Here is a 22,565-nt window from a genome sequence, read left to right as displayed (position 1 = left end):
CGGGCGGCAGGAAGCCGCCAGCCGCTCACCCCTGAAACCGCAGCATAAGCGCCACCCCGGCCCAGGCCGAGACACCGGTGAGCACGGCGCCCCATGCGGTGTCTGTTGCCACCATGGCCCAGGACCAATCTTTCATGATCGCCATGGAGGTGAACTCATAGGTGCCATAGGCCATGGCCCCGATCACCGCGCCGTGCAGCAAGGCGCGGCCCGGCGCGGCATCGCGCAGCGCGGGGGCGGAGACGAGGAAGACGAGGCCGGCGACATAGGCGAGGTAGAACAGCCCGGCGGGCGCCAGCAGCGGCCCGTCGCGCATGGCGTCGCCGAGGTGGCGGGTGAAGAGGGGCTTCATCACGAGGGTCAGCATCACCGCGTCGGCGGCGAGGAAGATGAGGGCGGTGACGGCGTATAGGGTCATCTGGGCTCCGCGGGTTTTGGGTGTGGCACCGGAAGATAGGGCGCGGAGCGGCTGCGAGTAGGGCGAGGGGGGCGCTGGTGGCGGTGTTGGAGGGCGCGGCCCGGCGTGGCCTGTGCAAGGGCCGGGGGAGGATCAGGCGCAGAACCGGTGTGCTATGTCTTCCAGGTGTTCGACCTTGAGAGGTTTCTGCAGGAAGTCTTTGACCACAGTGAAATCGCGCACCCGGGCAACATCGCGCTCGTCCAGCGAGGTTGTCAGCATGACGACGATGCTCTTGGCGAAGGCCTCGCCAAACTCCTTCTGCGCGGCTTCGAGAAATTCAAACCCGGTCATGCGGGGCATGTTGATATCGAGGAAGATGACATCAACCGGGGCGTCCTGCTGGGATTTGAGATAATCCAGCGCGTCTTCGGCCATACGAAAGCTGATCAGCTTGCCGACGAGGCCGGAGCGCTGGATGATGCGGCGGTAGAGCAGCTGATCGAACTTGTCGTCGTCGATTGTCATCACCGTCGGAATACTTTGCTGTGCCGTCATGCGCTGCGCTCCGGAAGTTGCAAGGTGAAGGTTGTGCCCGTCTCCCCATCGGAAGAGACCGCGATGGAGCCAAGGTGGTTTTCGGCGACGCGGCGGCAGAGGGCGAGCCCGATCCCGGTGCCCTCGTAATTCTCACGAAGCTGCAACCGGCTGAAGAGCTCGAATATCCGGGTGTGATGCTCGGGCGGGATGCCTATCCCTTCGTCGCTGACGGATATCAGATGGTGGCCATCTCCGGCGTCGCGCCCGCTGCTGATCCGGATCACCGGCGGGTGGCCCGGGCGGGTGTAGCGCAGGGCATTGCTGACGAGGTTCTGCAAGAGGGCGCGCAACTGGGTGGTTTCACCGTGGACAGTGGGCAGCGGTCCGCTTTGGATGCGGGCCTTGGATTTGATGATATCTGCCTGAAGGTCATGCAGGACATGTTCGAGGATGGTGTTCAGGTTGACCGGGTGCATCCCCACTTCGCCCGAGAGGGTGCGGGAGTAAGACAACACATCCTCGATCTGCACCCCCATACGATCGAGCGTGCCCTCCGCGATTGTCAGCAGATCTTGCAGATCGGGGCTGAGCAGGCTCTTTTCGAGGCTGACCTCATCAATGATCATCCGCACGGTATTGGCGGGTGAGCGCAGGTCGTGAGAGAGGGCATAGGTAAAGTCGCGTTGCTCGCTGCGCAGGCGCTCGCTGGTGAGTACGGCGGTGCGCAGGCGGATCAGGTCGGAGGCGCAGCCCGCGAGTTTTGAGGCCAGATCAACCTCGGTCGGGCACCATTGGCGCACATCGGGCTGCATCATGCAGAGCCCGCCGACCACCTTGCGCCCCGGTGCCTCGATGGGGATGCCGAGGTAGGCCAGCGGCTGCCCCTCGGTCTGGGCCGGTGTGCCCTTGAGCAGAGGGTGCTCGCGTGCATCGGACACCACAACGGGCGCACGGGTGAGCGCAACGTGCTGGCAGTAGGTCAGATCCATTGGCAACTCGCGGGCCTCCACCAGCGCCTCGGGGTGGCCCTGCTGGCTCTTGTAGAAAATCCGCTTGTTGGCAAAATCGGCGACAGACACATGCGCGGCGGGCACATTGAGCAGCTCGCACGCGAGGCTGCAAAGATTGTCGAACTCCTGTTCGGCAGGCGCGTCGATCAGGCCGAGTTCTTCAAGGGTGAAGTGCATTGTGGTCTTTATCGCTCCGTCTCTCACGTGCCACCGCTGGCGATGCCCTGATATCTCCACAGGTGTTAACGGGGCGTTTCTTCCAGTGTGGCCGGGGGGCAGGGCAGGCGGGAGGACCGGGGCGCGGTGTTTTGACAGTCCCGCCGATAGGGTGTCATAAGATGGCCGTGCTGCACGCGGGGCAATTGGGGAGGAGCTCGGTTGGGCAAGCGAGTTCTTTTGGTAGAAGATGAGCCGAATATCATTGAGGCGATCCGGTTCATCCTGAGCCGGGATGGCTGGCGCGTGGATACCCATTCGGACGGAGCCAGCGCATTGGAGGCAGTGGCGCGGGTGCGCCCGGATGTGATGATCCTCGATGTGATGCTGCCCGGCAAATCGGGGTTCGACATTTTGCGCGAGTTGCGGGCTGACCCGGCCACCCAAGCGCTGCCGGTGCTGATGCTCACCGCGAAGGGGCAGGGGAAAGACCGGGATCTGGCCCTGCAGTTTGGGGCCAACCGCTTCATGACAAAGCCTTTTTCCAACGATGAAGTGCTGGATTGCCTGCGCGAGTTGGCGGGCGCATGAGCGCGGAACAGGAGGCGCGGGAGGGGGCCGGGCAGGCCGCCCCGGAGCGCAGGCTCATCGACATTGCCGACCGTGTGGATGGCGAGGATATTCCGCTGTTTCTCGCCCGGCAGACCTATCGCCGCCGTCGTCTGATGGATGCTGCCCGCCTTCTGCCGGTTGTCGGGCTGATGCTGGTGCTTTTTCCGCTGCTTTGGATCGGGCAGGGCGCCGGGCCGCAGACCCGTGTGGGTGTGCTCTATCTCTTCGGGGTCTGGGTGTTGCTGATCGTGGTGGCCGCGCTGGTGGCCGCGCGGCTTTCGGCCCCGCTGCCGCCGGGAACCGGCGACGAGAGGGACGATGGCGTTTAATCTGCTCGTTGCGGTCTCGCTCCTTTACGTGGGCTTTCTGTTCCTTGTTGCCTTCCTCGCCGAGCGCCGGGCCCAGCGGGGGATGCCGCGGTGGCTGCGCTCGCCGATGGTTTATACGCTGTCGCTCAGCGTTTATTGCACCGCATGGACCTTTTACGGCGCGGTGGGCTACGCCGCCCGCTCGGGGCTGGAATACCTGACGATCTACCTCGGCCCGACGCTGGTGCTCACCGGCTGGTGGCTGGTGCTGCGCAAGCTGGTCCGGGTGGGGCGCACACAGCGGATCACCTCGATTGCTGACCTGATCTCCAACCGTTACGGCAAATCCAACGTGCTGGGCGTGCTGGTGACGCTGCTCGCGGTGATCGGCACCACGCCCTACATTGCCTTGCAGCTACAATCCGTCACCCTTTCGCTTGAGGTCTTTGCGCTGAGTTCGGGGGAGGAGGCGCTTTCGGCCCGCAATGCGCTTTGGGTCGCGGGCGGGCTGGCGCTGTTCACCATCCTTTTCGGCACGCGCAACCTTGATGCCAACGAGCGCCACCATGGCGTTGTGACCGCCATCGCGGTGGAGGCCGTGGTGAAGCTGGTGGCGCTGCTGGCGGTGGGGATCTTTGTGGTTTGGGGCATGGCGGGGGGCGTAGGCGATATGCTGGCGCAGATCGACGCCTCGCCGATGGCCGAATGGCCCCTGCACCCGAGCCGCTGGGCGGGGCTGATCTTTCTGTCCGCCGCCGCGATCCTCTGCCTGCCGCGGATGTTTCAGGTGCTAGTGGTGGAGAACTCGGACGAGGCGCATCTGGCCACAGCCTCTTGGGCGTTTCCGCTTTACCTGATGCTGATGTCGCTCTTCGTGGTGCCGATTGCGGTGATGGGGCTGGAGCGCCTTCCGGCGGGCTCCAACCCCGACCTCTTCGTGCTGACCCTGCCGCTCAGTGAGGGCAAGGGCGGGCTGGCGATGCTGGCCTTCCTTGGCGGGCTGTCGAGCGCCACCAGCATGGTGATCGTGGCGGCGATTGCGCTTTCGACGATGGTTTCCAACCACATTGTCATGCCGCTCTGGCTCAGCCGCCAGCAGGTGGGCGCGGCGACGGTGGCGGGCGATGTGCGGGCGGTGGTGCTGACGGCGCGGCGGATCTCGATCGCGGGGGTGCTGCTGCTGGGCTACTTCTATTACCGGGTGTCGGGTGGCTCGGAGGCGCTGGCGGCGATTGGCCTGATCTCCTTTGCCGGGGTGGCGCAGGCGCTGCCCGCCTTGCTCGGCGGATTGTTTTGGCGCGGGGCCACGCGGAAGGGCGCGATGGCGGGGCTTGTGACCGGCTTTGTGCTTTGGGCCTGGACGCTATTTTTGCCCAGCTTCGGGCCGGGCGGGCCGATCAGCGCCACAGTGCTTGCCGAGGGGCCGCTGGGGCTGGAATGGCTGCGCCCGCGCGCGCTGTTCTCGATTGAGGGGATGGACCCGCTGGTGCATTCGCTGTTCTGGTCGGTGGGGCTGAACACACTGGCGTTTCTGGTGGTGTCGCTGGCCAGCTTCCCCGGCCCGCTGGAGCGGCTTCAGTCGGCGCAGGTGGTGAACGTATTTGCGCATACGATGGGCGCGCGGGGCTGGGCGCGGGGGAGCGCGGAGGCCGAAGACATGCTGATGATGGCGCAGCGGATCCTTGGGGCGAGCGAGGCGCAGGCGCTGTTTCGGCGGCAGGCGGAGGCGCAGGGGAAGGCCGGGCAACTGCCTGACATCACGCCAGAATTTTTGAGCCAGGTGGAGCGGGAGCTGGCTGGCTCGGTGGGTGCGGCCACCGCCCATGCGATGGTAGGCCAGCTTGCCGGCGGCTCTTCGGTGCTGGTGGAAGACCTGATGCGGGTGGCCGATGAGGCGCAGCAGATTCTGGAATATTCATCGCAGCTTGAGCAGAAGTCTGACGAATTGGCCCGCACCGCGCGCCAGCTGCGGGACGCCAACGAAAAGCTCACCCAGCTGTCCATCCAGAAGGATGCCTTTTTGAGCCAGATCAGCCATGAGCTGCGCACGCCGATGACCTCGATCCGCTCGTTCAGCGAGCTCTTGAAGGGCGGCGGGCTGGAGGCGGAGGAGCAGGCGCAGTTTGCCGGGATCATCCATGACGAGGCGCGACGGCTCACCCGCTTGCTGAATGATCTGCTCGACCTTGGCGTGATGGAAAACGCGCAGGTCAGCCTCAACCTTGAGCCGGTGCAGTTGAGCGCCTTGCTGGACAGGGCCGTGGCCTCGGCTTCGCCTGCGGGGGAGGGGTTGGCGATTCATCGCACGCCTGCGCGGGAGGCGCGGGAGTTGGTGACCGATGGCGACCGGCTGGTGCAGGTGTTCATCAACCTCATCGCCAATGCGGCCAAATACTGCGATGCGCCGAAGCCGGAGCTCAGCATCGAGGTGGGCGAGGAAAGCGGCGATGACGGCAGCTGGCTGACCGTGGATTTCATCGACAACGGCTCGGGGATCGAGGCGAAGAGCCGGGAGATCATCTTTGAGAAATTCGCCCGGCTGACAGATACTTCGGCGGCGGGCGGGGCCGGGCTTGGGCTGGCGATCTGCCGCGAGATCATGGTGCGGTTGGGCGGCGAGGTGGCCTATTTGCCGGGCAAGGGCGGCGCGGCCTTTCGGGCGCGTTTGCCGATGGCGCGCCGGGCCGGGCGGGCGGCCTGAGGGGCGGGCGAATTTCTGCGGCGAAATCAAGCCGGGGTTAACCAATTTCAAACCTCGCCATGTCAGAACGGCCCAAATGCCCGCGTGACGCCGGGCCACGCCCGATGGAGCCATGACGGAAACACCACGAGAGCTCGTGCTGCGCCGCAAACTGGAGGCTGGCGCGCCCGACCCGGCCCTTGCTGTGGCCGGGCTCCCCCCTGTGCAAAAGGCGCTGGGCCTTGCGATGGCGCGCGTCTCCGACAAGCTGATGGAGCTTGTGGTTGCCGCCGAGAGCACCGGGCAGGTCACAAGGTCGCTGGCCGAACTGCTCGATGAACTGCCGGAAAACGGGCTTTATGCGATGCTGGAAGGCCCGCAGGAGGCGCAGGGCGTTATGGTGCTCGACAATGCGCTGATGGGGGCGTTGATCGAGCAGCAGACGGCTGGCGCGCTTGCTGCAGGCTCGCCCACGGCGCGCAAACCCACCCGCACCGATGCCGCGCTGTGCGCCGATTGGATCGACGCGGTTTTGCGGGCGGTGGCCGAAACCTATGCCGAGGCCCCGGAGGCAAGCTGGCTGAGCGGTTTTGCCTTTTCCTGCCACCTCCCCGATGCCCGCCCGCTTGGGCTGATGCTGGAGGATGAGCCCTACCGGATGCTCGATTTTGCGCTCGATCTGGGGATGGGCGCGCGCAAGGGGGCGGGCAAGCTCATTTTGCCCGCACAGGGCCGCGCGCCCGAGGGGCGGCCCGCCCGCAGCGCGGACGGGGCGGAGATGCCGCATCCTGATGCCCGCGCCGCCTGGGAGCGTCGGATCGAGGCGCAGGTGATGGAGGCGGAGGTGGTGCTTTCGGCGGTGCTGCATCGCTGTGAGCGCAGCATTGCCGAGGTGCTGGAGCTTGCGCCGGGCGACACGCTGACCCTGCCCGCCAGCGCGATTGGGGCGATGACGCTGGAAACCGGCGATGGCACGGCTGTGGCGACAGGCAAGCTGGGGCAGACCGGTGGGGTGAGGGCGGTGCGGATCGCGGAGGCGGGCGCAGAGGGCGACGGCGTGGAGGACGAGGTTGGCGCGGCCATGGCGCTGATGGATGACGCGCCGGAGGAGCTGGCCGAGCTGGCCGGTATGGATGACCTGCCGGACGCGCTGCCCGACATGCCGAAGACCGATCCGCTGGCCGATTTGCCGGACCTGCCGGAGCTCGGTGGCATGGACGAGCCGGGCGGGTTGCCGGAACTGGCCGGGGTGGACGCGTTGCCCGATTTGCCGGAGTTGGAGGGGGAGCTGCCGGATTTGCCGGAGTTGGATGGCGACTTGCCCAAATTGCCCGCGGGCGGCGGCGCGGGGGAAGGCGGGTTGCCCGAGATAGATGACCTTGGGGATCTGACCGGAACGTGACGCCTTGGCGCGGTGTTGCACCGGGGATCCGCGAGGATGCAGGCGAGCGCAGGGCGGCGCGCCCGGCCCGGGCAGTTAGCCTTGGTGCAGGGCGTCGAGCCGGGGGGCGAGCGCGGCGAGGTCGTAGCCGGCGCGAGCGGCTGTGGCGATGAGCTCATCGGGCGGCGTTGTGGGTGCAGCACCCAGCATCCAGATCACTGTGCAGCGGGTGCCGGACTGGCAGTAGGCGAACACCGGGCCGGGCGACTCTTCGATGGCCACGCGCTGACGCTCGATCACATCGGGGGTCATCGAGGAATGCACCACCGGGTTGAGCACGAAGGCCAGCCCGGCCGCCTGCGCTGCGGCTTCAACCGAGGCCGCCTGAAGACCGGGGGGCACTTCGCCATCGGGGCGGTTGCAGATGATCGTTGTGAACCCGGCTGCCGCGATGGCCTCGACCTCCTCGGGCGCGATCTGTGGCGAGACGGAAAGCTTCGGGGTGAGCTGGCGAGGGTCCATGGGCTGTCCTTTCTGCATCGGGGGGCAGACCTTTGTCGCCCCCGGGCTTGATATACCTCAATGAGCGCCGCGTTCCAGCGCCTTAGGCTTGGCGATGACAAGATGCCATGATGCAAGGAGCGCATGTGATGACCACCCCGATCTCTGCCCGCAAAACGACGCTGGAAACACGCCTGACCGAGCTGGACGACCGCCTGCACGAAATTCGCGACGAGTTGGTGAGCCACAACAGCCCCGATTGGGAAGAGCTGGCGGTGGAACACGAGGAAGACGAGGTGCTGGAAGGGCAGGGCGTGCAGGGGCAGGCCGAAATGGCGGCGATCCGGGCGGCGCTGGCGCGGATCGAAGCGGGGGACTACGGCTTTTGCACCAAATGTGGGGGCGAAATTTCTGCCGAGCGGCTCGACCTGTTGCCGCATACGCCCTTCTGCAAGTCTTGCGCGAGGTGAGCCGCGCCGGGCGCGCGGCTGAGCGGCCCTAAACCCGCGCGCCCGCTTGTCTTTCCCCGCGGGCGCGGCTTTGATGCAAGACAGCCGCAGGGCAGGCGGCGGCGGGATGATGATGGGGAAGGGGCAGCCAATGGGCTCAGTGGTCAAGCTCAACGTGCAGGACGGCGTGGCGCGGATCGTGATCGACGCGCCGCCTGTCAACGCGCAATCGCTGGCGGTGCGTCGCGGGCTTTGGGAAGCGGTGCAGATCGCCGAGGCCGACCCGAAGGTGACGGCCTTGGCGATTGTCGGGGCGGGGCGCAACTTTTCGGCCGGGGCGGATATTGCGGAGTTTGACGCGCCCGGGGAAGACCCGTGGTTTGGCACGCTTTACACCCGGATCGAAGATTGCACCAAGCCGGTGGTGGCGGGCATTCGCGGCGCGGCGCTGGGCGGTGGGCTGGAGCTGGCGCTGGCCTGCCACTTTCGCCTTGCCGCGCCGGATGCGAAGCTGGGGTTGCCGGAGGTGAAGCTGGGCCTGCTGCCCGGAGGTGGCGGCACCCAGCGCGCACCCCGGCTGATCGGCGCGGAGGCGGCGCTGCGGCTGATGCTCAGCGGACAGCCGATGGGCGCGCGCTCGGCGGAGAAACTGGGGCTGGTGGATGGCGTGGTGGAGGGCGACCTTGCCGAAACCACGGTGCAGCTTGCCCGGCAACTCGGGCAGAGCGAAGACGGCGTGGCCCCGCGCCGAACCCGCGATGCGCGGCAGGGGCTTTCGGACCCGCTCGGCTATGAGGCCGCCGTGGCCCGCGCCCGCGCGGCGCTGGAGGGCGACGCGGCCCGCGCCGTTCTGGAAGCGCCGCATCGGGTGATTGATTGTGTGGAGGGCGCGCTTTTGCTGCCCTTCGAGACCGGGCTTGCCTATGAGTTGGAGGCCTTCGAGGCGCTGCGGGAGGGGCGGCAATCGGCGGCGCTGCGCCATGTGTTCTTTGCCGAACGCGGCGTGGCGCGGCCCGCGCGGCTGGGCGGCGAGGCTCCCGTTGCGGTGAGCCGGATCGGGGTTGTCGGCGGCGGCACGCGGGGGGCGGCGCTGACGGTGGCGGCGGCTGCGGCGGGCGTCGAGGTGCGGCTGATGGAGCAGGACGAGGCGCATCTGGAGGCCGCGATTGGCCGGGTGAAGGCGCATTTTGACGGCGAGGTCGAGGCCGGGCGGATGCGGGCCGAGGCGGGCGCGGCGGCGGTGGCCCGGGTGACGAACGGTGGCGGCGAAGCCGGGCTGGAGGGCTGCGAGGTGGTGGTGGAGACCATGCCCGACGAGAGCGGCCTGAAGGGCGATTTGCTGGCGAGGCTGTCGGAGCTGTTGGGGCCGGAGCCGGTGCTGGCGACCAGTGCCCGCAGCCCGGCGCTGGAGACGCTGGCGGTGCCATTGGAACACCGCGACCGTTTCACCGCGCTGCGCTTTGACGGGCCTGCGCACCGCGCCGGGCTGCTGGAGATTGGTGCGCTGCCGGAGGCCGGTGGCGCAGCGGTGGCGCGCGGCTTTGGGCTGGCACGGGCGCTGGGGATCACCGCGATCTGGGCCGAGCCTGCTGTGGCCGGGCTGATCCATGCGGCAGGCCGCGCCGCGGCGGAGGACATGGTGGCCCGGGGCGAGGCGAGCGCGGAGGAGATGAACGCGGCCTGGGCGGGGTTTGGATTTGATGCGCCGCCCTATGCCGATGAGGGCCGGGCCGACCTTGCGGCGTGGCGGGTGGAAGAGATCATCGCGCCGGTTTGCCTTGCGATGGCCAATGCGGGGGCATTGCTTTTGGCGCAGGGCGCGGTGGAAACGGCGGCGGCACTGGATGTGGCGATGATCGCGGGCAAGGGCTTTCCGCGCCATGAGGGCGGGCCAATGCATTGGGCGCAGGCGCGCGGGCTGGCGCGGGTGGAGGCAGAGCTGAAGGCGCGGGCGGAGAGCCACGGTGAGGCGCTATGGGCCCCGGCCCCGCAGTTTGCCGAGATGGTGAAGAACGGGTTGGGCTGGGGCGACCTTTAGGGCGCCTGCTGCCTGCCACCTGCGGCTTCAGCCGAGCAGCAGGCCCATCACCATCAGCGCGAGGCCGATGGCCGAGACGCCGAGGGCGGCCATGTTCCATGCGCCCATCTTCTGCATATGCGCCACCATCTCCTCGTTGGAGAGCCCGGCGTTGCGTGCCTTCATGACCGAGCGCACGCAGGCGAGGATGGCGATGATACCCAGCAGGGCGATCAGCGCACCGGGCCAGACGAGAAGCGAAAGATCGAGCGAGGGGGCGGTTTGTTCCATGGGCGCGAGGTAGCACCGCGCGGTGGGGCTTTTCAAGCGCGCTGCGCGCCGCTACTCAGGGCGCCGTGGCCAAGAATGAGAACGAGGCAGAAGGAGTTTCACATGAGCGACGTTGATACCGGTGGCGATCAGGGCGGCACGCCCGGCAGCTACCGCGTGGCGGCCGACGAGCTGCGCCAGTTCATCGAGCGGTTCGAGCGGCTAGATGCGGAGAAGAAGGACATCGCCGAACAGCAGAAAGAGGTGATGGCCGAGGCGAAGGGCCGGGGCTATGACACCAAGGTGATGCGCAAGGTCATTGCGCTGCGCAAGCGCGAGCCCGACGATATTGCCGAAGAAGAGGCCGTGCTGGACATGTACAAGCAGGCGCTTGGTATGTGAGCAGGCGTTCCGCGCCGAGCGATTGCGCCGCCTCCGGGCGGCGTTTTCATGCGCGGGCCCCGGCGGTTACGCCGCCACGAAGCTGGGAAGGGCGGCGCGCGGCTTGGCGGGCAGGTCAATATCCCACATCAGCGAGGCCAGCAGGCGCGCCTCGTAGAATTTGAGCGTGGGGCGGGCGAGTTGCAGGGCGTGCTGTGTGCCCGTTTCGCCGAGAGACATGCTGCCGGGAAGGCCGGGGAAAATTTGGGCAATCTCGCGCTGGGCGGCGGAGCCGAGGCGGGCGCGGGCGATGTCACCGAAATAGAGGCTTTCGCAGGCCAGCCCCTCTGCCTCGATCACCTCGTGCTGGGGCAGCATGAAATGGGCGTAGCCGATCTCGTGGACGTTCACGAGCTCGATCCCCGGAACACCGGCGAGTGCGCGGGCGGGCACAAAAACCTCCGGTGCGCCAAAGTGCAGCTCTGCCAGCGGGTCGGCCATGAGCACCCGGTGCTGTTGTGACAGGATCAGTGGCGACGGGTTGCCGAAGGCGCCTGCGGCGAAGCACACCGGCGCGGCGTCATCCCGGCCCGGCACGAGGCTTTGCCCCATCCACATCACCGGTTGCGCGCCATTGTCATGGGTCAGCACGCGCTGGCCCGCGCGCAGCCGCTCCACCGGCACCGGGCCATCCTCGGTGGCGATGCGGGTGCCGAAGCCGAAGCAGACATAGCCATATTGCTGCACCACGTCCTGATCGGTGGTGTAGAAGCCCGGCGGGTTCTGCGGATCGTGATTGTCCCAATACCATTGTTCGAGGTCGAAATCGGGCGACCAGACCACCTGAATGATCTCGCCATTGTCGTCGAGCCCCTGAAACACCACCGCGCCGCCCTGATCGCCGTTGATGTCGACGAAATCTGAGCGCACCACCACCGCATCTTGCAAGGTGCTGCCGCCGCTGTTGCCGGTGTAGGAGAGATCATAGGTATCTCCCACCGAGAATTGGAACGGCGTGTCATCGCCCTGATTGGAGGTGATGGAGAGGTTGGAGGTGGAGTTTGGCGGGTAGTCGAACGTGGAGGTGCCGGGCCCGTGGTTGACGTTGGACCCGCTGGATATGGCAAACTCGTGGTCGACCGCATTGATCGTGACCGGCATCGGCACCCTCCGGTGGTTTATGCCGGGGATAGGCTGCCATTGCCGAAGGGTTGGTTAACCGCGCTGGGTGATATCGCTAAAATGCGAAGGAAATTGTGGGGCCGGCGGCGCTGCGTTATGGGGCGACGAAGGTGAGCCCCTCGATCATCCGGATGCGCTCGATGTCTTCGACATAGGCTTGGGTCATGGCCTCCACCAGCCCTTCGCTCCAGCCGGGCAGGTCCATTTCAACCTCGACAGCCTCGGGGCGGGCGTATTTGTCGAGGAAGGCGGTGACCACCCGCTGACGTTGCTGCGCTGTCTTGATCGGGTGGGTGGCTAGGTAGCTTTCCATCCGGCGCAGGCCCTCTTCGGACATGATGGTGCCGAGAAAGTCGTTTTCGCCCTGAATCGGCATGTCGGCCGGAATATTGCCCATGTCGCGCAGGATCTCGGGCCAGATCAGCGGGGTATCCTCGTTGCACCAGGCCACGATGCGCGCATCGGGCACGGCGGAGCGCAGGGTGGCGAGGGTATCGGACCAACACAGGTCTGTTGGGGTGACGCCAGCGATGAAGGCGGAGAAATCCTCTTCCTTGCAGCGCCCGAAGAGGTCGGGAATGAAGGTGGCCGGATTGGCGATGCCGATGTGAAACTCGGCCTGCGCCTCGGGAAAGAGGTTGCGGATCCACTGGGCCTTTTCGCCGATCTGCGGGTAGATCCGGTTTTCGGCCAGAACGGAGTGGGCGGCGCAGATGAACTGCTGGTTGGAAAACACCAGCCGTTCGGCGTGGTCTTCATCAATCACCGCGGCGAGCATGTCTTCCTGAAGCTCCGCCCCGGCGGGCTGCCCCTTGAGCGCATTCATCGCCTCGCGCAGCACACGGCGATAGCGGCCCGGCCCAGAGACCATGGTGCCGAGCTTTGCAAGCTCGCCCTTGTTCTTCAGCAGGCAGCGAAACAGCCTGTCTTCATCTGTGCCATGTGCGCCCAGGTGGTACACGACCTGCATCGGATCGTCCCCTTGTTACTCGTTTTGCCTCACCGCTCCCGGCGTTGCCGCACAATATGGTGGTTTTCTGCACAGATAAACCGCTTTCCACCACCATAAGACGGGCTATTAACGGGGTTTAGGGAGCGATTATGGCGGATGTAAGCACAGGGCAGGGCAGAGCGCGTCGCTGGCGGGTTGACGGATGGTCGGCCGGCGCGGTGATGATTGCCGCGCTGGTGCTGATGCCGATCATCGCCGTGGTGGTCATTGCCTTTGCTCCGAAGGTGAATATCTGGCCGCATCTCGCGGCCACGGTGCTGCCCCGCTACCTGATGAACACCGGGGTGTTGATGGTGGGAGTGGCGGCGCTGGCGGCGGCGATGGGCACGGGCGCGGCGTGGACGGTGGTGATGTATCGCTTTCCCGGGCGGCGCTGGCTGGAGTGGGCGCTTTTTCTGCCGCTTGCGGTGCCGGCCTATGTGGGCGCCTACGCGCTGGTGGATTTTCTGGAATATGCCGGGCCGGTGCAGGGCGCGCTGCGGGAGGCCTTTGGCTGGGAGAGCGCGCGCGACTACTGGTTTCCGCAGATCCGCTCGCGCGGGGCGGCTGTGCTGGTGCTTTCGGCCTCGCTTTACCCCTATGTCTACCTGCTGGCCCGCGCGGCCTTTCGCGAGCAGCCCGGGGGCGCCTACGAGGTGGCCCGGGCGCTGGGCGCGGGGCCTGTCGCGCGGTTCTGGCGGGTCGGTCTGCCACTGGCTCGGCCTGCCATCGCCGCGGCCACGGCGATCGTGATGATGGAAACGGTGAGCGACTTTGGCACGGTGGAGTTTTTCGCGGTGCAGACGCTGACCACCGGCATCTTCTCGGCCTGGCTGGAAGCGGGCAATGCAGGCGGTGCGGCGCAGCTGGCCTGTGTGATCCTCGCGCTGGTGCTTGTGCTGGCTACACTGGAGCGGCTCTCGCGCCGCCGGGCCAAGGTGCATCAGGGTGCGCGCGGCGTGCGGCCCGTGGCCCCGCAGGAGTTGGGCCCGGTGCGGCGCTGGCTGGCCTTCGGGCTGTGCATGGTGCCGTTTGCGCTTGGCTTCCTTTTGCCGGTGGGCGTGATGGTGCACCATGGGCTGGGGCCAAGGGCCGACTGGCTCGACCCGCGCCTGCTGGAAGCGCTGGGCAACACGCTGGTGGTTGGCGGCACGGCGGCGGTGCTGACCGTGGCGGCAGGGCTTTTCATGGTTTACGGCGTGCGCCTCTCGGGCCACGCGCTGCCACGGGCGCTGCTGCCGGTGACGACGCTGGGCTACGCCGCGCCCGGTGCGGTGCTGGGCGTGGGCGTGCTGCTGCCGCTCGCCGCGCTCGACCATCGCGTGGCCGACGCGGTGCTGGCGCTGACGGGATGGGACCCGGGGCTGCTGCTGACGGGCTCGTCGGCCGCGCTGGTCTTTGCCTATGTGGTGCGGTTCTTTGCCATCGGACAGGGCGCGGCGGATGCCGCCTTTGGCCGGATTTCGCCCAACATCCCGCTCGCGGCAAGATCCTTGGGCCGCACGCGACGCGGCGTGCTGGCCGCCATCTACCTGCCGCTGATGCGTGCCTCGGTGGGCACCGCGCTGCTGCTGGTCTTTGTCGATTGCGTAAAAGAGCTGCCCGCCACGCTGCTACTGCGCCCGTTCAACTATTCCACCCTCGCGGTGCGGGTCTATGAGGAGGCCTCGCTGGAGCACCTGCCCCAAGCCGCCCCGCCCGCGCTGATGATCTGCGCCACCGGCCTCGCCGCGGTGATGCTTCTGGCGCGCGCGAACCGCTAGGGGGCTTGCACCGCGCAAAACTCCGCGCTATCGAGCCGCCGAGTGCCCCTATAGCTCAGCTGGTAGAGCAACTGATTTGTAATCAGTAGGTCCGCGGTTCGAGTCCGTGTGGGGGCACCATTCTTCCTTGCAGCACAAAAAAAGCGCCCCCGTTGAGGAGGCGCTTTTTGGTTTTTTGGTGCTGCCCGCCGCGCGGGGCGGCGGGCGGCTGTTTTGTGAGTGGAGGGTTATTGCTTGGGCAGGAGCACGCGGTCGATCACGTGGATCACGCCGTTGGATTGCTCGACATCGGCCACGGTGACGGTGGCGGTGCGGCCGTTCTCGTCGGTCAGGGTAATTTTGCCGCCGGTCATCTTGGCCTGAAGGGTGCAGCCGCCGAGGGTTTCGACAGGGTGGTTGCCGCCGTCATCGGCGATCATGCCAGCGATGGCGTTCGACATGGCTTTGGCACCGACCACATGGCAGGTGAGGATCTCGGTGAGCTGCTTCTTGGCGCCGGGCTGCATCAGGGCGTTCAGCGACTCGGGCTTGACCATCGCGAAGGCGGCATCGGTCGGTGCGAAGACGGTGAACGGGCCTTCGGAGGCCAGCGTATCCACGAGGCCGGCCTGTTTGACGGCGGCGACGAGGGTGGTGTGGATCGGAGAGTTCACCGCGTTCTCGACGATATTGCGCTCGACCAGCATCGGCGCGCCGCCGACGGTGGGGTTGGCGGCCATGGCGGCGCCGGTGGTGAGGGCGGCGGCGGTGGCGGCGAGTGTGAGAGTGCGAAGCATTGGAAAGTCCTTCCTGTTGGTATCTTGGGCGTGTTGCCCTTAAAGAGAGATACGGAGCGGGGCGGAGGACAGTTTCAAATTGGCAAAGATTTTTTGCGCGGGCGCTCTCAGATGACGGCGGTTTCCATCTGTTCCGAGCAGGCGGCGATGCGGGCGTAGCCCATCGGGGAGAGGTCCAGTGTGGTGTAGCGACCGTGGGTGATAAGCTCGGCCAGCCCGCGCCCGACGGCGGGGGCCTGTTGCAGCCCGTGGCCGGAGAAGCCATTGGCAAAGAAGAAGTTTTCGACCTCGGGCGAGGGGCCGACGACGAGGTTATGGTCCAGCGTGTTCATCGCGTAGTGGCCGGCCCAGCAGTTGATCAGCTTGATCGCTTCGAAGGCGGTGGAGCGGGCGGCGAGGACGGGCCAGATAATCTCTTCGAAATCTTCGTGGCGTGGCTCGAAATCGTCGAAATCGACTGCGGTATCGACGGGCGGGGCGCATCCGGTGAGGAAGTAGCGGCCCTCTGGGCGCACGTAAATGCCGGAGGGGTCGATCATCAGCGGCAGGCGGCCCGCGTTGACGGTGGCGCTGCCTTCGGGGCTTTTCGCGCAGTCGAAGACGAAGGAGGTGCGTTTGCGCGGCTCGACCGGAATGTGCAGCCCGGCCATGCGGGCGGTGAGCGCGGCGCGGGGGCCGGAGGCGTTGACGACGTTGCCCGCGCTGATGACATCGCCGCTGGCGAGGGTGACATGGGTGATGCGGGCGCCGGAGCGCGTGAGGGCGGTGACCTCGCCCGTCAGCAGCTCTGCCCCGGCGTCGCGGGCGCGGGCGCGGTAGCCCTGCATCATCATTGCCGAGTCGAACCAGCCTTCGCCCGCGTTGCCGTAGGAGGCGAGGCGGATGTCATCGGTGATGAGGTGCGGGAAGGCGGCTGAGAGCTGGCCGGGGGACCAGAGCGATACATCGGCACCAGCAGCTCTTTGGGTGGTATGGTTGGCGCGCAGGGTGGCCTCTTGCGCCTCGGTCTCGGCCAGAAAGAGGTAGCCGCCGGGATGGTAGCCGAGGGAGGGTTTGTCGGTTGCGGTGCCCATCTCTTCGGGCCAGCGGGCGATGACCTCACCCGCGTGAAGTGACATGGCAACGTTGGTCGGGTGCGAGAATTGCACCCGGATCGACGAGCTGGAGAGGGCGGTGGAGGCTTGGGCGAAGCTCGGATCGCGCTCGATCACGAGGATGGAGCCGCTGTAATCGGGAGAGGTGGCGAGGTGCCAGGCCACGGAGGCCCCAATGACGGCACCGCCGATGATCACGGTGTCATAGGAGATGCGGGCAGGGCGGTGGTGCGGCATGGGTCATCCGGGCAGTGGGCTACCCGGATGGTTTGGCCAAAAATGCCCGGTTGGCAAGGGCCTCAGGCGGTGATGCCGCGTTCGATCCGCGCGTATTGGTCTTTGCGGGCGGCGTCCGGTGCCGTGGTGCGGCGCAGGGCGGCCTTGGTTGCCGGGTGTGCACCCTCGGCAGGCTGGCGCTTGGCGGCCCCTATCATGTGTTTGAGGGTGGTATCGGGGGTCTTGTCGGTCATGAGTCGATCCTCCTTGGAGTCACAAGGTAGGGCCGGATCGGACCTATTGCAAGGGAAAGAAGGTCAGGGCGCGAGGTCGTCGAGGCCGACCGAGAGGGCATCGGCGAGCTTGCGCAGGGTCGTGACCGAGCCGGTTTTGCGGCCGGATTCGATGTCGGCGACTTGCACGCGGTTGACGCCGGAGGCCTCGGAGAGTGCGACCTGAGTCAGCCCGCGGTGCTCCCGATAGACGCGCAGCGGGCTGTCGCCATCAATCAGGCGGTTGGCGACATGGGCGGGCAGCAGCTCTTCCGCGCCGGTGGCGAGGGCGTGGCGGGCCGTGTCATGGGCCTGAAGGTCGGCCAGCAGCTCGGAGGCTTCCACAAGCGCTTCGTAATCGGCGCGGGGGATGGTGACGGTTTCATTCATCGCAGCGCTCCTTCAGTCATAAATTCCACCACGCGGACCGATATCGAGAACGGCCAGCACCACGCCCTCGTCACTCATGATAACCCGCCACGAGCCAACCCGAAGCCGAATGCCTTCGCGGCCCTTGAGGGCGGTGACATTGTTGGTCTGCGACGCCGGATTTGCGGCGAAGGCTTCGATCTTCGAGCGGATGCGATCGCGCGTGTTGGCGGGCAGACGGGACAGCGCCTTGGCGGCGGCGCGGGTGTAGCGGATGTCTTTCACACGGGCGGAATGTAGCCCATGGCGACAGTGTCGTCAAGGGCTACATTGGGGCGTCAGGCCACGAAACGGCTGACGAGGTTTTCGAGTTTTTCCTGCTTGCCGGAGCGGGGCTCGGGGTTGAGGCCGTCTTTCGCCACGCGTTCTGCGATGGAGGTGAGGTCGGAGGTGAGCATGGCCTTGCTGGCGGGGTCGTTCCAGCCAGCATAGCGCGCGTCAAGTTCCGCTTGGAGGGAGCCTTCCTCGATCATCGCGTGGGCCTTTTTCAGCCCCAGGGCACAGATGTCCATTGCGCCGATGTGGCCTGCCACGAGGTCTTCGGGATCGAGCGACTGGCGGCGCAGCTTGGCGTCGAAATTGGTGCCGCCGGTGGTGAAGCCGCCTGCCTTGAGAATTTCGTAATAGGCGAGGGTGGTTTCGCGCAAGCTCACCGGGAATTGGTCGGTGTCCCAGCCGCTTTGGTAATCGTTGCGGTTCATATCGACGGAGCCGAGGACGCCGAGGGCGGCGGCGAGGGCGAGCTCATGTTCGAAGCTGTGGCCCGCGAGGATGGCGTGGCCCTGCTCGATGTTCAATTTCACCTCGCCCTCAAGCCCGAAGTCCTTGAGGAAGCCGTAAACCGTGGCCACGTCGTAATCATACTGGTGCTTGGTCGGCTCCTGCGGCTTGGGTTCGATCAGGATGGTGCCCTTGAAGCCCTGTTTCTTGGCGTAATCGACCACCATGCAGAGCATCCGCCCGGCCTGTTCGCGCTCGCGCTTGAGGTCGGTGTTCAGCAGGGTTTCATACCCCTCGCGGCCACCCCAGAGCACATAGTTTTCGCCGCCGAGTTTTATCGTCGCGTCCATGCAGGTTTTGATGGTGGCGGCGGAGAAGGCGAAGACATCCGGGTCGGGGTTGGTGGCGGCGCCAGACATGAAACGGCGGTGCGAGAAGAGGTTGGCGGTGCCCCAGAGCAGCTTGGTCTTGGCGTTTTCCATCTTGGTGCCGATGTAATCGACCATCTCTTCGAGGTTTGCCGTGTTCTCGGCAAAGCCCGCGCCCTCGGGGCGGATATCGACATCGTGGAAGCAGAAGTAGGGCTGGCCGAGGATGGCGAAGAGATCAAACGCCGCATCGGCCTTGGCCTTGGCCTTCTCCATCTCGTTGCCGAACCATGGCCGCTCGAAGGTGCGCCCGCCGAAGGGGTCGCCCCCCTCCCAGGCAAAGCTGTGCCACCAGGCGACGGCGAAGCGCAGGTGCTCTTCAAGCGTCTTGTTGCCCAGCTTTTCGGCGGGGTTGTAATGGCGGAAGGCGAGCGGATTGGTGGTTTCGGGGCCTTCGTATTGGGCGGCTTCGATACCGGCGAAATAGGACATCAAGAGAGGCCTTTCAGTGCTTTGTAGGTGGCTTGGTAGCGGGCGTGGGCCTGCGCGAAGGCATCTTGCAGCGCGGGCACGGGCTCGATCACGCGGGCGATTTCGGGGCGTTTGGCGGCTTCCGGCCCGACGCCGGTGGCGGCCATGAGGGCGAGGCGGGCAGCGCCGTAGGCTCCGCCGAAGTCGCCGGCCACCGGGATCTCGACGGGCACGCCGAGCGAGGTGGCGATGGCCGAGAGCCAGTAGTCGGAGCGCGAGCCGCCGCCGACGGCGAGGATGCTCTCGTACTGCGTGCCGGTGGCGGCGAGCGCATCGTGGCAATCGCGGATGGCATGGGTGACGCCTTCGAGCACGGCGCGGGTGCCTGCATCGAGATCGGTGACATGCTCGATGCCGGTGAGCGAGCCGCGAATGGCCGCGTCATTGTGCGGCGTCCGCTCGCCGCCCAGATAGGGAAGAAACAGGGCGCGGCCCGGGGCCTTGAGCGGGCCAAGCTCGGAGGTGAGCTGCGCCGCCGGGGAGCCGGTGAGGCGGGCATACCATTCGAGCGCATCGGTGGCGGCGAGGATCACGCCCATCTGGTGCCAGATGCCGGGGAGCGAATGACAGAAGGTGTGCACCGAGGTTTCGGGGGCGGGGGCGTAGCTTTCGGTTGCGGCCAGCAGAACGCCGGAAGTGCCCAAGCTGACGAAGGCCTGCCCCTTGCCGACCACGCCCACGCCGACAGCGGAGCAGGCGTTGTCGCCGCCGCCGCCAGCGACCACCACGTTTGGCCCCATGCCCCAGCGCTCGGCCAGCACGGGTCGCAGGGTGCCGGAGGGGGCGGAGCCTTCAACGAGGCTTGGCATGTGATCGCGGGTCAGGCCGGAGGCGGCGAGCAGGGTTTCGGACCAGTCGCGTGCGCCGGTGTCGAGCCATGAGGTGCCTGAGGCGTCGGACATTTCTGACACGGCCTCGCCGGTGAGCCAGTAGCGCAGGTAATCCTTGGGCAGAAACACGCGGGCGATGCGCTCGCGCAGGGCGGGCTCGTGCGCGGCCATCCAGTGCACCTTGGGCGCGGTGAAGCCGGGGAAGACGATGTTGCCCGAGATCGCGCGCCACGCTGCATCGCCGTCAAGCGCGGCGGCCTCTTCGGCGCTGCGGGTGTCATTCCACAAAATTGCGGGGCGCAGCACCTCATCGGAGGCATCGACGCAGACCGCGCCGTGCATCTGCCCGGAAAGGCCGATGCCCTGCACCTTGGCCAGCGGGTGGCGGGCGGCCAGCGTATCGAGTGCGGTTTCGGTGGCGGCGAGCCAGTCGGCGGGCGACTGCTCGGACCAGCCGGGGTGCGGGCGTTGAACGGTGAGGGGGGCGTGGGCCTCCCCCACCACGTTTTGCGCATCGTCGATGAGGACGACCTTGAGGCCGGAGGTGCCGAGATCGAGACCGAGGAACATCAGGCAGGTTCCTCAGCGCCGTCGCGCACCGGGTTTTTGCCGAGGATGATCATCGACAGGATGTCGTCTTCGGTTACGTCCTCGACGCGTTCGGTGCCCACCAGCTTGCCGTTTTTCATCACCGAGACACGGTCACACAGATCGAGCATTTCGCGGGTGTCGTGGGAGATGAGGAAGATGCCGAGGCCCTGCGACTTCAGCTCTTGGATCAGGTCGGCGACCATCTTGGTTTCATGCACGCCGAGCGCGGCGGTGGGCTCGTCCATGATGAGGATCTGCGCGTTGAAATAGACCGCCCGCGCAATGGCAACAGATTGGCGCTGGCCGCCGGAGAGGGCGGAGACCGGCTCCTTGATCTTTTTGAAGTTGGGGTTGAGGCGCGACATGATCTTGCGCGTCTCGGCCTCCATCCGGTCGTCATCGACGAAACCGAGGGAGGTGGTCAGCTCGCGCCCGAGGAAGAGGTTGGCGGGCGCGTCGAGATTGTCGGCCAGCGCGAGGGTTTGGTAGATCGTTTCGATGTTGTAATCGCGGGCGTGGCGGGGCGAGGTGATCTCGGCCTTTTCGCCATTGATGCGGATTTCACCGGAGTCGGCGGCATAGGCCCCCGAGAGGATCTTGATCAGGGTCGATTTGCCGGCGCCGTTGTGGCCCAGCAGCCCGACGACTTCGCCCGGGTAGAGATCTATCGACACGCCATCGACGGCCTGCACGCCACCGAAGGCGATGCGGATATCGGTCATCTGGACCAGCGGGGTTCCTGTTCTGTCGACCATCACTTGACCCCCATGCGCTTGCGATAGACTTGGTCGATCCAGACCGCGAAGACGAGGACCGAGCCGACGACGATGTTTTGCAGCGGCGCGTCGACGCCGACCATGCCCATGCCGGAGGTGATGGATTGCATGATGAGCGCGCCGAGGATTGCGCCGTAGATGGTGCCTGAGCCCCCGGCGAGCGCGGTGCCGCCGATCACGGCTGCCGCGATCACCCGCAGCTCGTCGAGCGTGCCGATGTCGTTGGCGTGGTTTTGCAGGCGGGCCTGGGCGACCAGCGCGGAGAGGCCGCAGAGGAAACCCATGATGGCGAAGACCTTGATCGTGAGCCGCTTGGTGTTGATGCCCGAGAGCTCGGCGGCGTCGGGGTTGCCGCCGGTGGCGAAGATGTAGCGCCCGAGGCGGGTTTTGCGGGCGACCACCGTCATCACCACCGCAACGGCGATCAGGATGAGCACCGAGATCGGCAGGCCGTGGCCGGTGGTGAAGCCTTCGGGCAGCTCTTGGCCCTGCGCCTCGAACATGCGGCGCAGCTTGCCCCGCGGGATGTCGTAGCTGTTGAGCAGCCAGACGAAGCCGAGGATGGCCCCGGCGGCCAGCGTGGCCATGACGGCTTCGGCCCATGCGGGTTTGACGGGAAACTCGTGGCGCACCTTGTTGCGCCGCGCCGAGTAGATTGCCAGCACCGCCAGCCCGGCGAGCACCGCGCCGACGACCCAGGACCAGGTTTCACCGAGGATCCCTTCGGAGCCGCCGAAGAGCAGCACGGTTTGATCGAGCGGGCCGATGGTTTGGCCCGAGGTGAGATACCACGCGGCGAAGCGCCAGACGAGGAAACCGCCGAGGGTGACGATGAAGGCCGGGATGCCCTGATAGCCGATAAGCCAACCGTTGAAGCAGCCGATCACCACGCCTGTGGCGAGGCCCGCCAGCACGGCCAGCGGGGCGATGAGGGGCGAGCCGAGCTCCAGCCCCAAGCCGGGCAGCCAGCGCGCCTGCAACATCGCCATGACGGCGGAGCAGAAGGCCAGCAGGGCACCGACGGAGAGGTCGATGTGGCGGGTCACGATGACGAAGACCATGCCTGTGGCCATGATGGCGACAGAGACCGTTTGGATCGTGAGGTTGAAGATGTTGCGGGCCGAGAGGAAGCGCCCGTCGGTGTAGAAGTTGAACACGATGCAGATCGCCAGAAAGGCGCCGATCATGCCGAGCAGGCGGACATCGACTTCCAGCGTTTGCAGGAGTGGGCGGCGAGGTGGTGCCGCGTGGTCAGAAGTGGCGTCGCTCAAGGCTCGCTCTCCCCCGGAAATTAGGTGTGTTGTGTGGCCGCCTTGGCGGGCGA

The 22,565-nt window shown here is 66.5% G+C and carries 24 protein-coding genes and 1 tRNA gene; 9 read left to right on the top strand and 16 right to left on the bottom strand.

The genetic code is table 11. The annotated features are described in order from the left end of the window. Positions 1–25 precede the first annotated feature (25 nt). From ACXAG6_RS16125 to ACXAG6_RS16115, 3 genes are all read right to left on the bottom strand, one after another. Positions 26–418, bottom strand: coding sequence for a DUF2177 family protein (locus tag ACXAG6_RS16125; protein ID WP_475338817.1), 393 nt, complete (start codon positions 416–418; stop codon positions 26–28). 132 nt (positions 419–550) lie between these two features. After that, positions 551–955 carry a response regulator gene (locus ACXAG6_RS16120; protein WP_475338816.1) on the bottom strand — a complete coding sequence of 135 codons (405 nt, stop codon included), beginning with the start codon at positions 953–955 and terminating at the stop codon, positions 551–553. Then, the gene (locus ACXAG6_RS16115; protein ID WP_475338815.1) at positions 952–2,124 is read right to left on the bottom strand and encodes an ATP-binding protein; all 1,173 of its coding nucleotides are present in this window, start codon (positions 2,122–2,124) and stop codon (positions 952–954) included. The genes ACXAG6_RS16120 and ACXAG6_RS16115 overlap by 4 nt, the downstream gene beginning before the upstream one ends. Positions 2,125–2,325: 201 nt before the next feature. Between ACXAG6_RS16115 and ACXAG6_RS16110 the strand changes: the two genes are divergently transcribed. The 4 genes from ACXAG6_RS16110 (at position 2,326) to ACXAG6_RS16095 (ending at position 7,105) form a co-directional block, all read left to right on the top strand. After that, positions 2,326–2,694, top strand: a complete 369-nt coding sequence (locus ACXAG6_RS16110) for a response regulator transcription factor (protein ID WP_140014893.1) — start codon at positions 2,326–2,328, stop codon at positions 2,692–2,694. Beyond that, positions 2,691–3,044: a hypothetical protein gene (locus ACXAG6_RS16105; RefSeq protein WP_371706931.1), complete on the top strand. Its 354-nt coding sequence runs from the start codon at positions 2,691–2,693 to the stop codon at positions 3,042–3,044. Before ACXAG6_RS16110 ends, ACXAG6_RS16105 begins: the two co-directional genes overlap by 4 nt. Beyond that, positions 3,034–5,724 (top strand): ATP-binding protein, encoded by a 2,691-nt coding sequence (locus ACXAG6_RS16100; RefSeq protein ID WP_140014892.1) that lies wholly within the window; start codon positions 3,034–3,036, stop codon positions 5,722–5,724. The genes ACXAG6_RS16105 and ACXAG6_RS16100 overlap by 11 nt, the downstream gene beginning before the upstream one ends. Before the next feature lie 112 nt (positions 5,725–5,836). Beyond that, complete coding sequence (locus ACXAG6_RS16095) at positions 5,837–7,105, top strand: FliM/FliN family flagellar motor switch protein (protein WP_475338813.1); 1,269 nt, start codon at positions 5,837–5,839, stop codon at positions 7,103–7,105. Positions 7,106–7,180: 75 nt separating this feature from the next. Here the strand turns inward: ACXAG6_RS16095 and ACXAG6_RS16090 are convergent, their stop codons facing one another. Beyond that, entirely contained in the window at positions 7,181–7,606 is a 426-nt protein-coding gene (locus ACXAG6_RS16090) for a protein tyrosine phosphatase family protein (RefSeq protein WP_475338812.1), read from the bottom strand. Between the two features lie 128 nt (positions 7,607–7,734). Between ACXAG6_RS16090 and ACXAG6_RS16085 the strand changes: the two genes are divergently transcribed. Both ACXAG6_RS16085 and ACXAG6_RS16080 read left to right on the top strand, forming a co-directional pair. Continuing rightward, positions 7,735–8,055, top strand: coding sequence for a TraR/DksA family transcriptional regulator (locus ACXAG6_RS16085; protein ID WP_475338811.1), 321 nt, complete (start codon positions 7,735–7,737; stop codon positions 8,053–8,055). Positions 8,056–8,185: 130 nt separating this feature from the next. After that, positions 8,186–10,072 carry an enoyl-CoA hydratase-related protein gene (locus ACXAG6_RS16080; RefSeq protein WP_475338810.1) on the top strand — a complete coding sequence of 629 codons (1,887 nt, stop codon included), beginning with the start codon at positions 8,186–8,188 and terminating at the stop codon, positions 10,070–10,072. Positions 10,073–10,099: 27 nt separating this feature from the next. Here ACXAG6_RS16080 and ACXAG6_RS16075 read toward each other — a convergent pair whose 3' ends face one another. Further along, positions 10,100–10,342: a hypothetical protein gene (locus ACXAG6_RS16075; RefSeq protein ID WP_140014887.1), complete on the bottom strand. Its 243-nt coding sequence runs from the start codon at positions 10,340–10,342 to the stop codon at positions 10,100–10,102. A gap of 102 nt (positions 10,343–10,444) precedes the next feature. On the opposite strand from ACXAG6_RS16075, the gene ACXAG6_RS16070 reads away from it, so the two are divergent. Next, entirely contained in the window at positions 10,445–10,723 is a 279-nt protein-coding gene (locus ACXAG6_RS16070) for a DUF2312 domain-containing protein (RefSeq protein ID WP_140014886.1), read from the top strand. Between the two features lie 66 nt (positions 10,724–10,789). On the opposite strand, the gene ACXAG6_RS16065 is transcribed toward ACXAG6_RS16070, so the two are convergent. Both ACXAG6_RS16065 and ACXAG6_RS16060 read right to left on the bottom strand, forming a co-directional pair. Then, entirely contained in the window at positions 10,790–11,863 is a 1,074-nt protein-coding gene (locus tag ACXAG6_RS16065; protein ID WP_475338808.1) for a Hint domain-containing protein, read from the bottom strand. 115 nt (positions 11,864–11,978) lie between these two features. Continuing rightward, a complete protein-coding gene (locus ACXAG6_RS16060) occupies positions 11,979–12,854 on the bottom strand; it encodes a hypothetical protein (RefSeq protein ID WP_475338807.1) in 876 nt (291 codons plus the stop codon). Positions 12,855–12,985: 131 nt separating this feature from the next. Between ACXAG6_RS16060 and ACXAG6_RS16055 the strand changes: the two genes are divergently transcribed. Next, the gene (locus tag ACXAG6_RS16055; protein ID WP_475338805.1) at positions 12,986–14,638 is read left to right on the top strand and encodes an ABC transporter permease; all 1,653 of its coding nucleotides are present in this window, start codon (positions 12,986–12,988) and stop codon (positions 14,636–14,638) included. 44 nt (positions 14,639–14,682) lie between these two features. Continuing rightward, positions 14,683–14,758 (top strand) — tRNA-Thr (locus ACXAG6_RS16050). Between the two features lie 107 nt (positions 14,759–14,865). Here ACXAG6_RS16050 and ACXAG6_RS16045 read toward each other — a convergent pair. The 9 genes from ACXAG6_RS16045 to ACXAG6_RS16005 all read right to left on the bottom strand — a co-directional run bounded on the left by ACXAG6_RS16045 (position 14,866) and on the right by ACXAG6_RS16005 (position 22,512). After that, positions 14,866–15,414, bottom strand: a complete 549-nt coding sequence (locus ACXAG6_RS16045) for a fasciclin domain-containing protein (RefSeq protein ID WP_140014882.1) — start codon at positions 15,412–15,414, stop codon at positions 14,866–14,868. Between the two features lie 107 nt (positions 15,415–15,521). Further along, a complete protein-coding gene (locus tag ACXAG6_RS16040) occupies positions 15,522–16,745 on the bottom strand; it encodes an NAD(P)/FAD-dependent oxidoreductase (RefSeq protein WP_475338804.1) in 1,224 nt (407 codons plus the stop codon). A 62-nt stretch (positions 16,746–16,807) separates the two neighbouring features. Beyond that, the gene (locus ACXAG6_RS16035) at positions 16,808–16,978 is read right to left on the bottom strand and encodes a hypothetical protein (protein WP_168223018.1); all 171 of its coding nucleotides are present in this window, start codon (positions 16,976–16,978) and stop codon (positions 16,808–16,810) included. Positions 16,979–17,041: 63 nt separating this feature from the next. Continuing rightward, the gene (locus ACXAG6_RS16030; protein ID WP_475338802.1) at positions 17,042–17,386 is read right to left on the bottom strand and encodes a helix-turn-helix transcriptional regulator; all 345 of its coding nucleotides are present in this window, start codon (positions 17,384–17,386) and stop codon (positions 17,042–17,044) included. Positions 17,387–17,398: 12 nt separating this feature from the next. Then, positions 17,399–17,650: a type II toxin-antitoxin system RelE family toxin gene (locus ACXAG6_RS16025; protein ID WP_475338800.1), complete on the bottom strand. Its 252-nt coding sequence runs from the start codon at positions 17,648–17,650 to the stop codon at positions 17,399–17,401. A 53-nt stretch (positions 17,651–17,703) separates the two neighbouring features. Further along, the gene (xylA, locus tag ACXAG6_RS16020; RefSeq protein ID WP_475338799.1) at positions 17,704–19,008 is read right to left on the bottom strand and encodes a xylose isomerase; all 1,305 of its coding nucleotides are present in this window, start codon (positions 19,006–19,008) and stop codon (positions 17,704–17,706) included. Then, on the bottom strand, positions 19,005–20,444 hold the full coding sequence (gene xylB, locus ACXAG6_RS16015; RefSeq protein WP_475338798.1) for a xylulokinase: 1,440 nt from the start codon (positions 20,442–20,444) through the stop codon (positions 19,005–19,007). The genes xylA and xylB overlap by 4 nt, the downstream gene beginning before the upstream one ends. Further along, entirely contained in the window at positions 20,444–21,220 is a 777-nt protein-coding gene (locus ACXAG6_RS16010) for an ATP-binding cassette domain-containing protein (RefSeq protein ID WP_140014876.1), read from the bottom strand. The genes xylB and ACXAG6_RS16010 overlap by 1 nt, the downstream gene beginning before the upstream one ends. Continuing rightward, positions 21,220–22,512, bottom strand: a complete 1,293-nt coding sequence (locus tag ACXAG6_RS16005) for a sugar ABC transporter permease (protein WP_475338797.1) — start codon at positions 22,510–22,512, stop codon at positions 21,220–21,222. Before ACXAG6_RS16005 ends, ACXAG6_RS16010 begins: the two co-directional genes overlap by 1 nt. Positions 22,513–22,565 lie beyond the last annotated feature (53 nt).

This window comes from Vannielia sp. ABF1_015, assembly GCF_056160745.1.
This window is presented reverse-complemented; position numbering and strand designations above follow the sequence as displayed.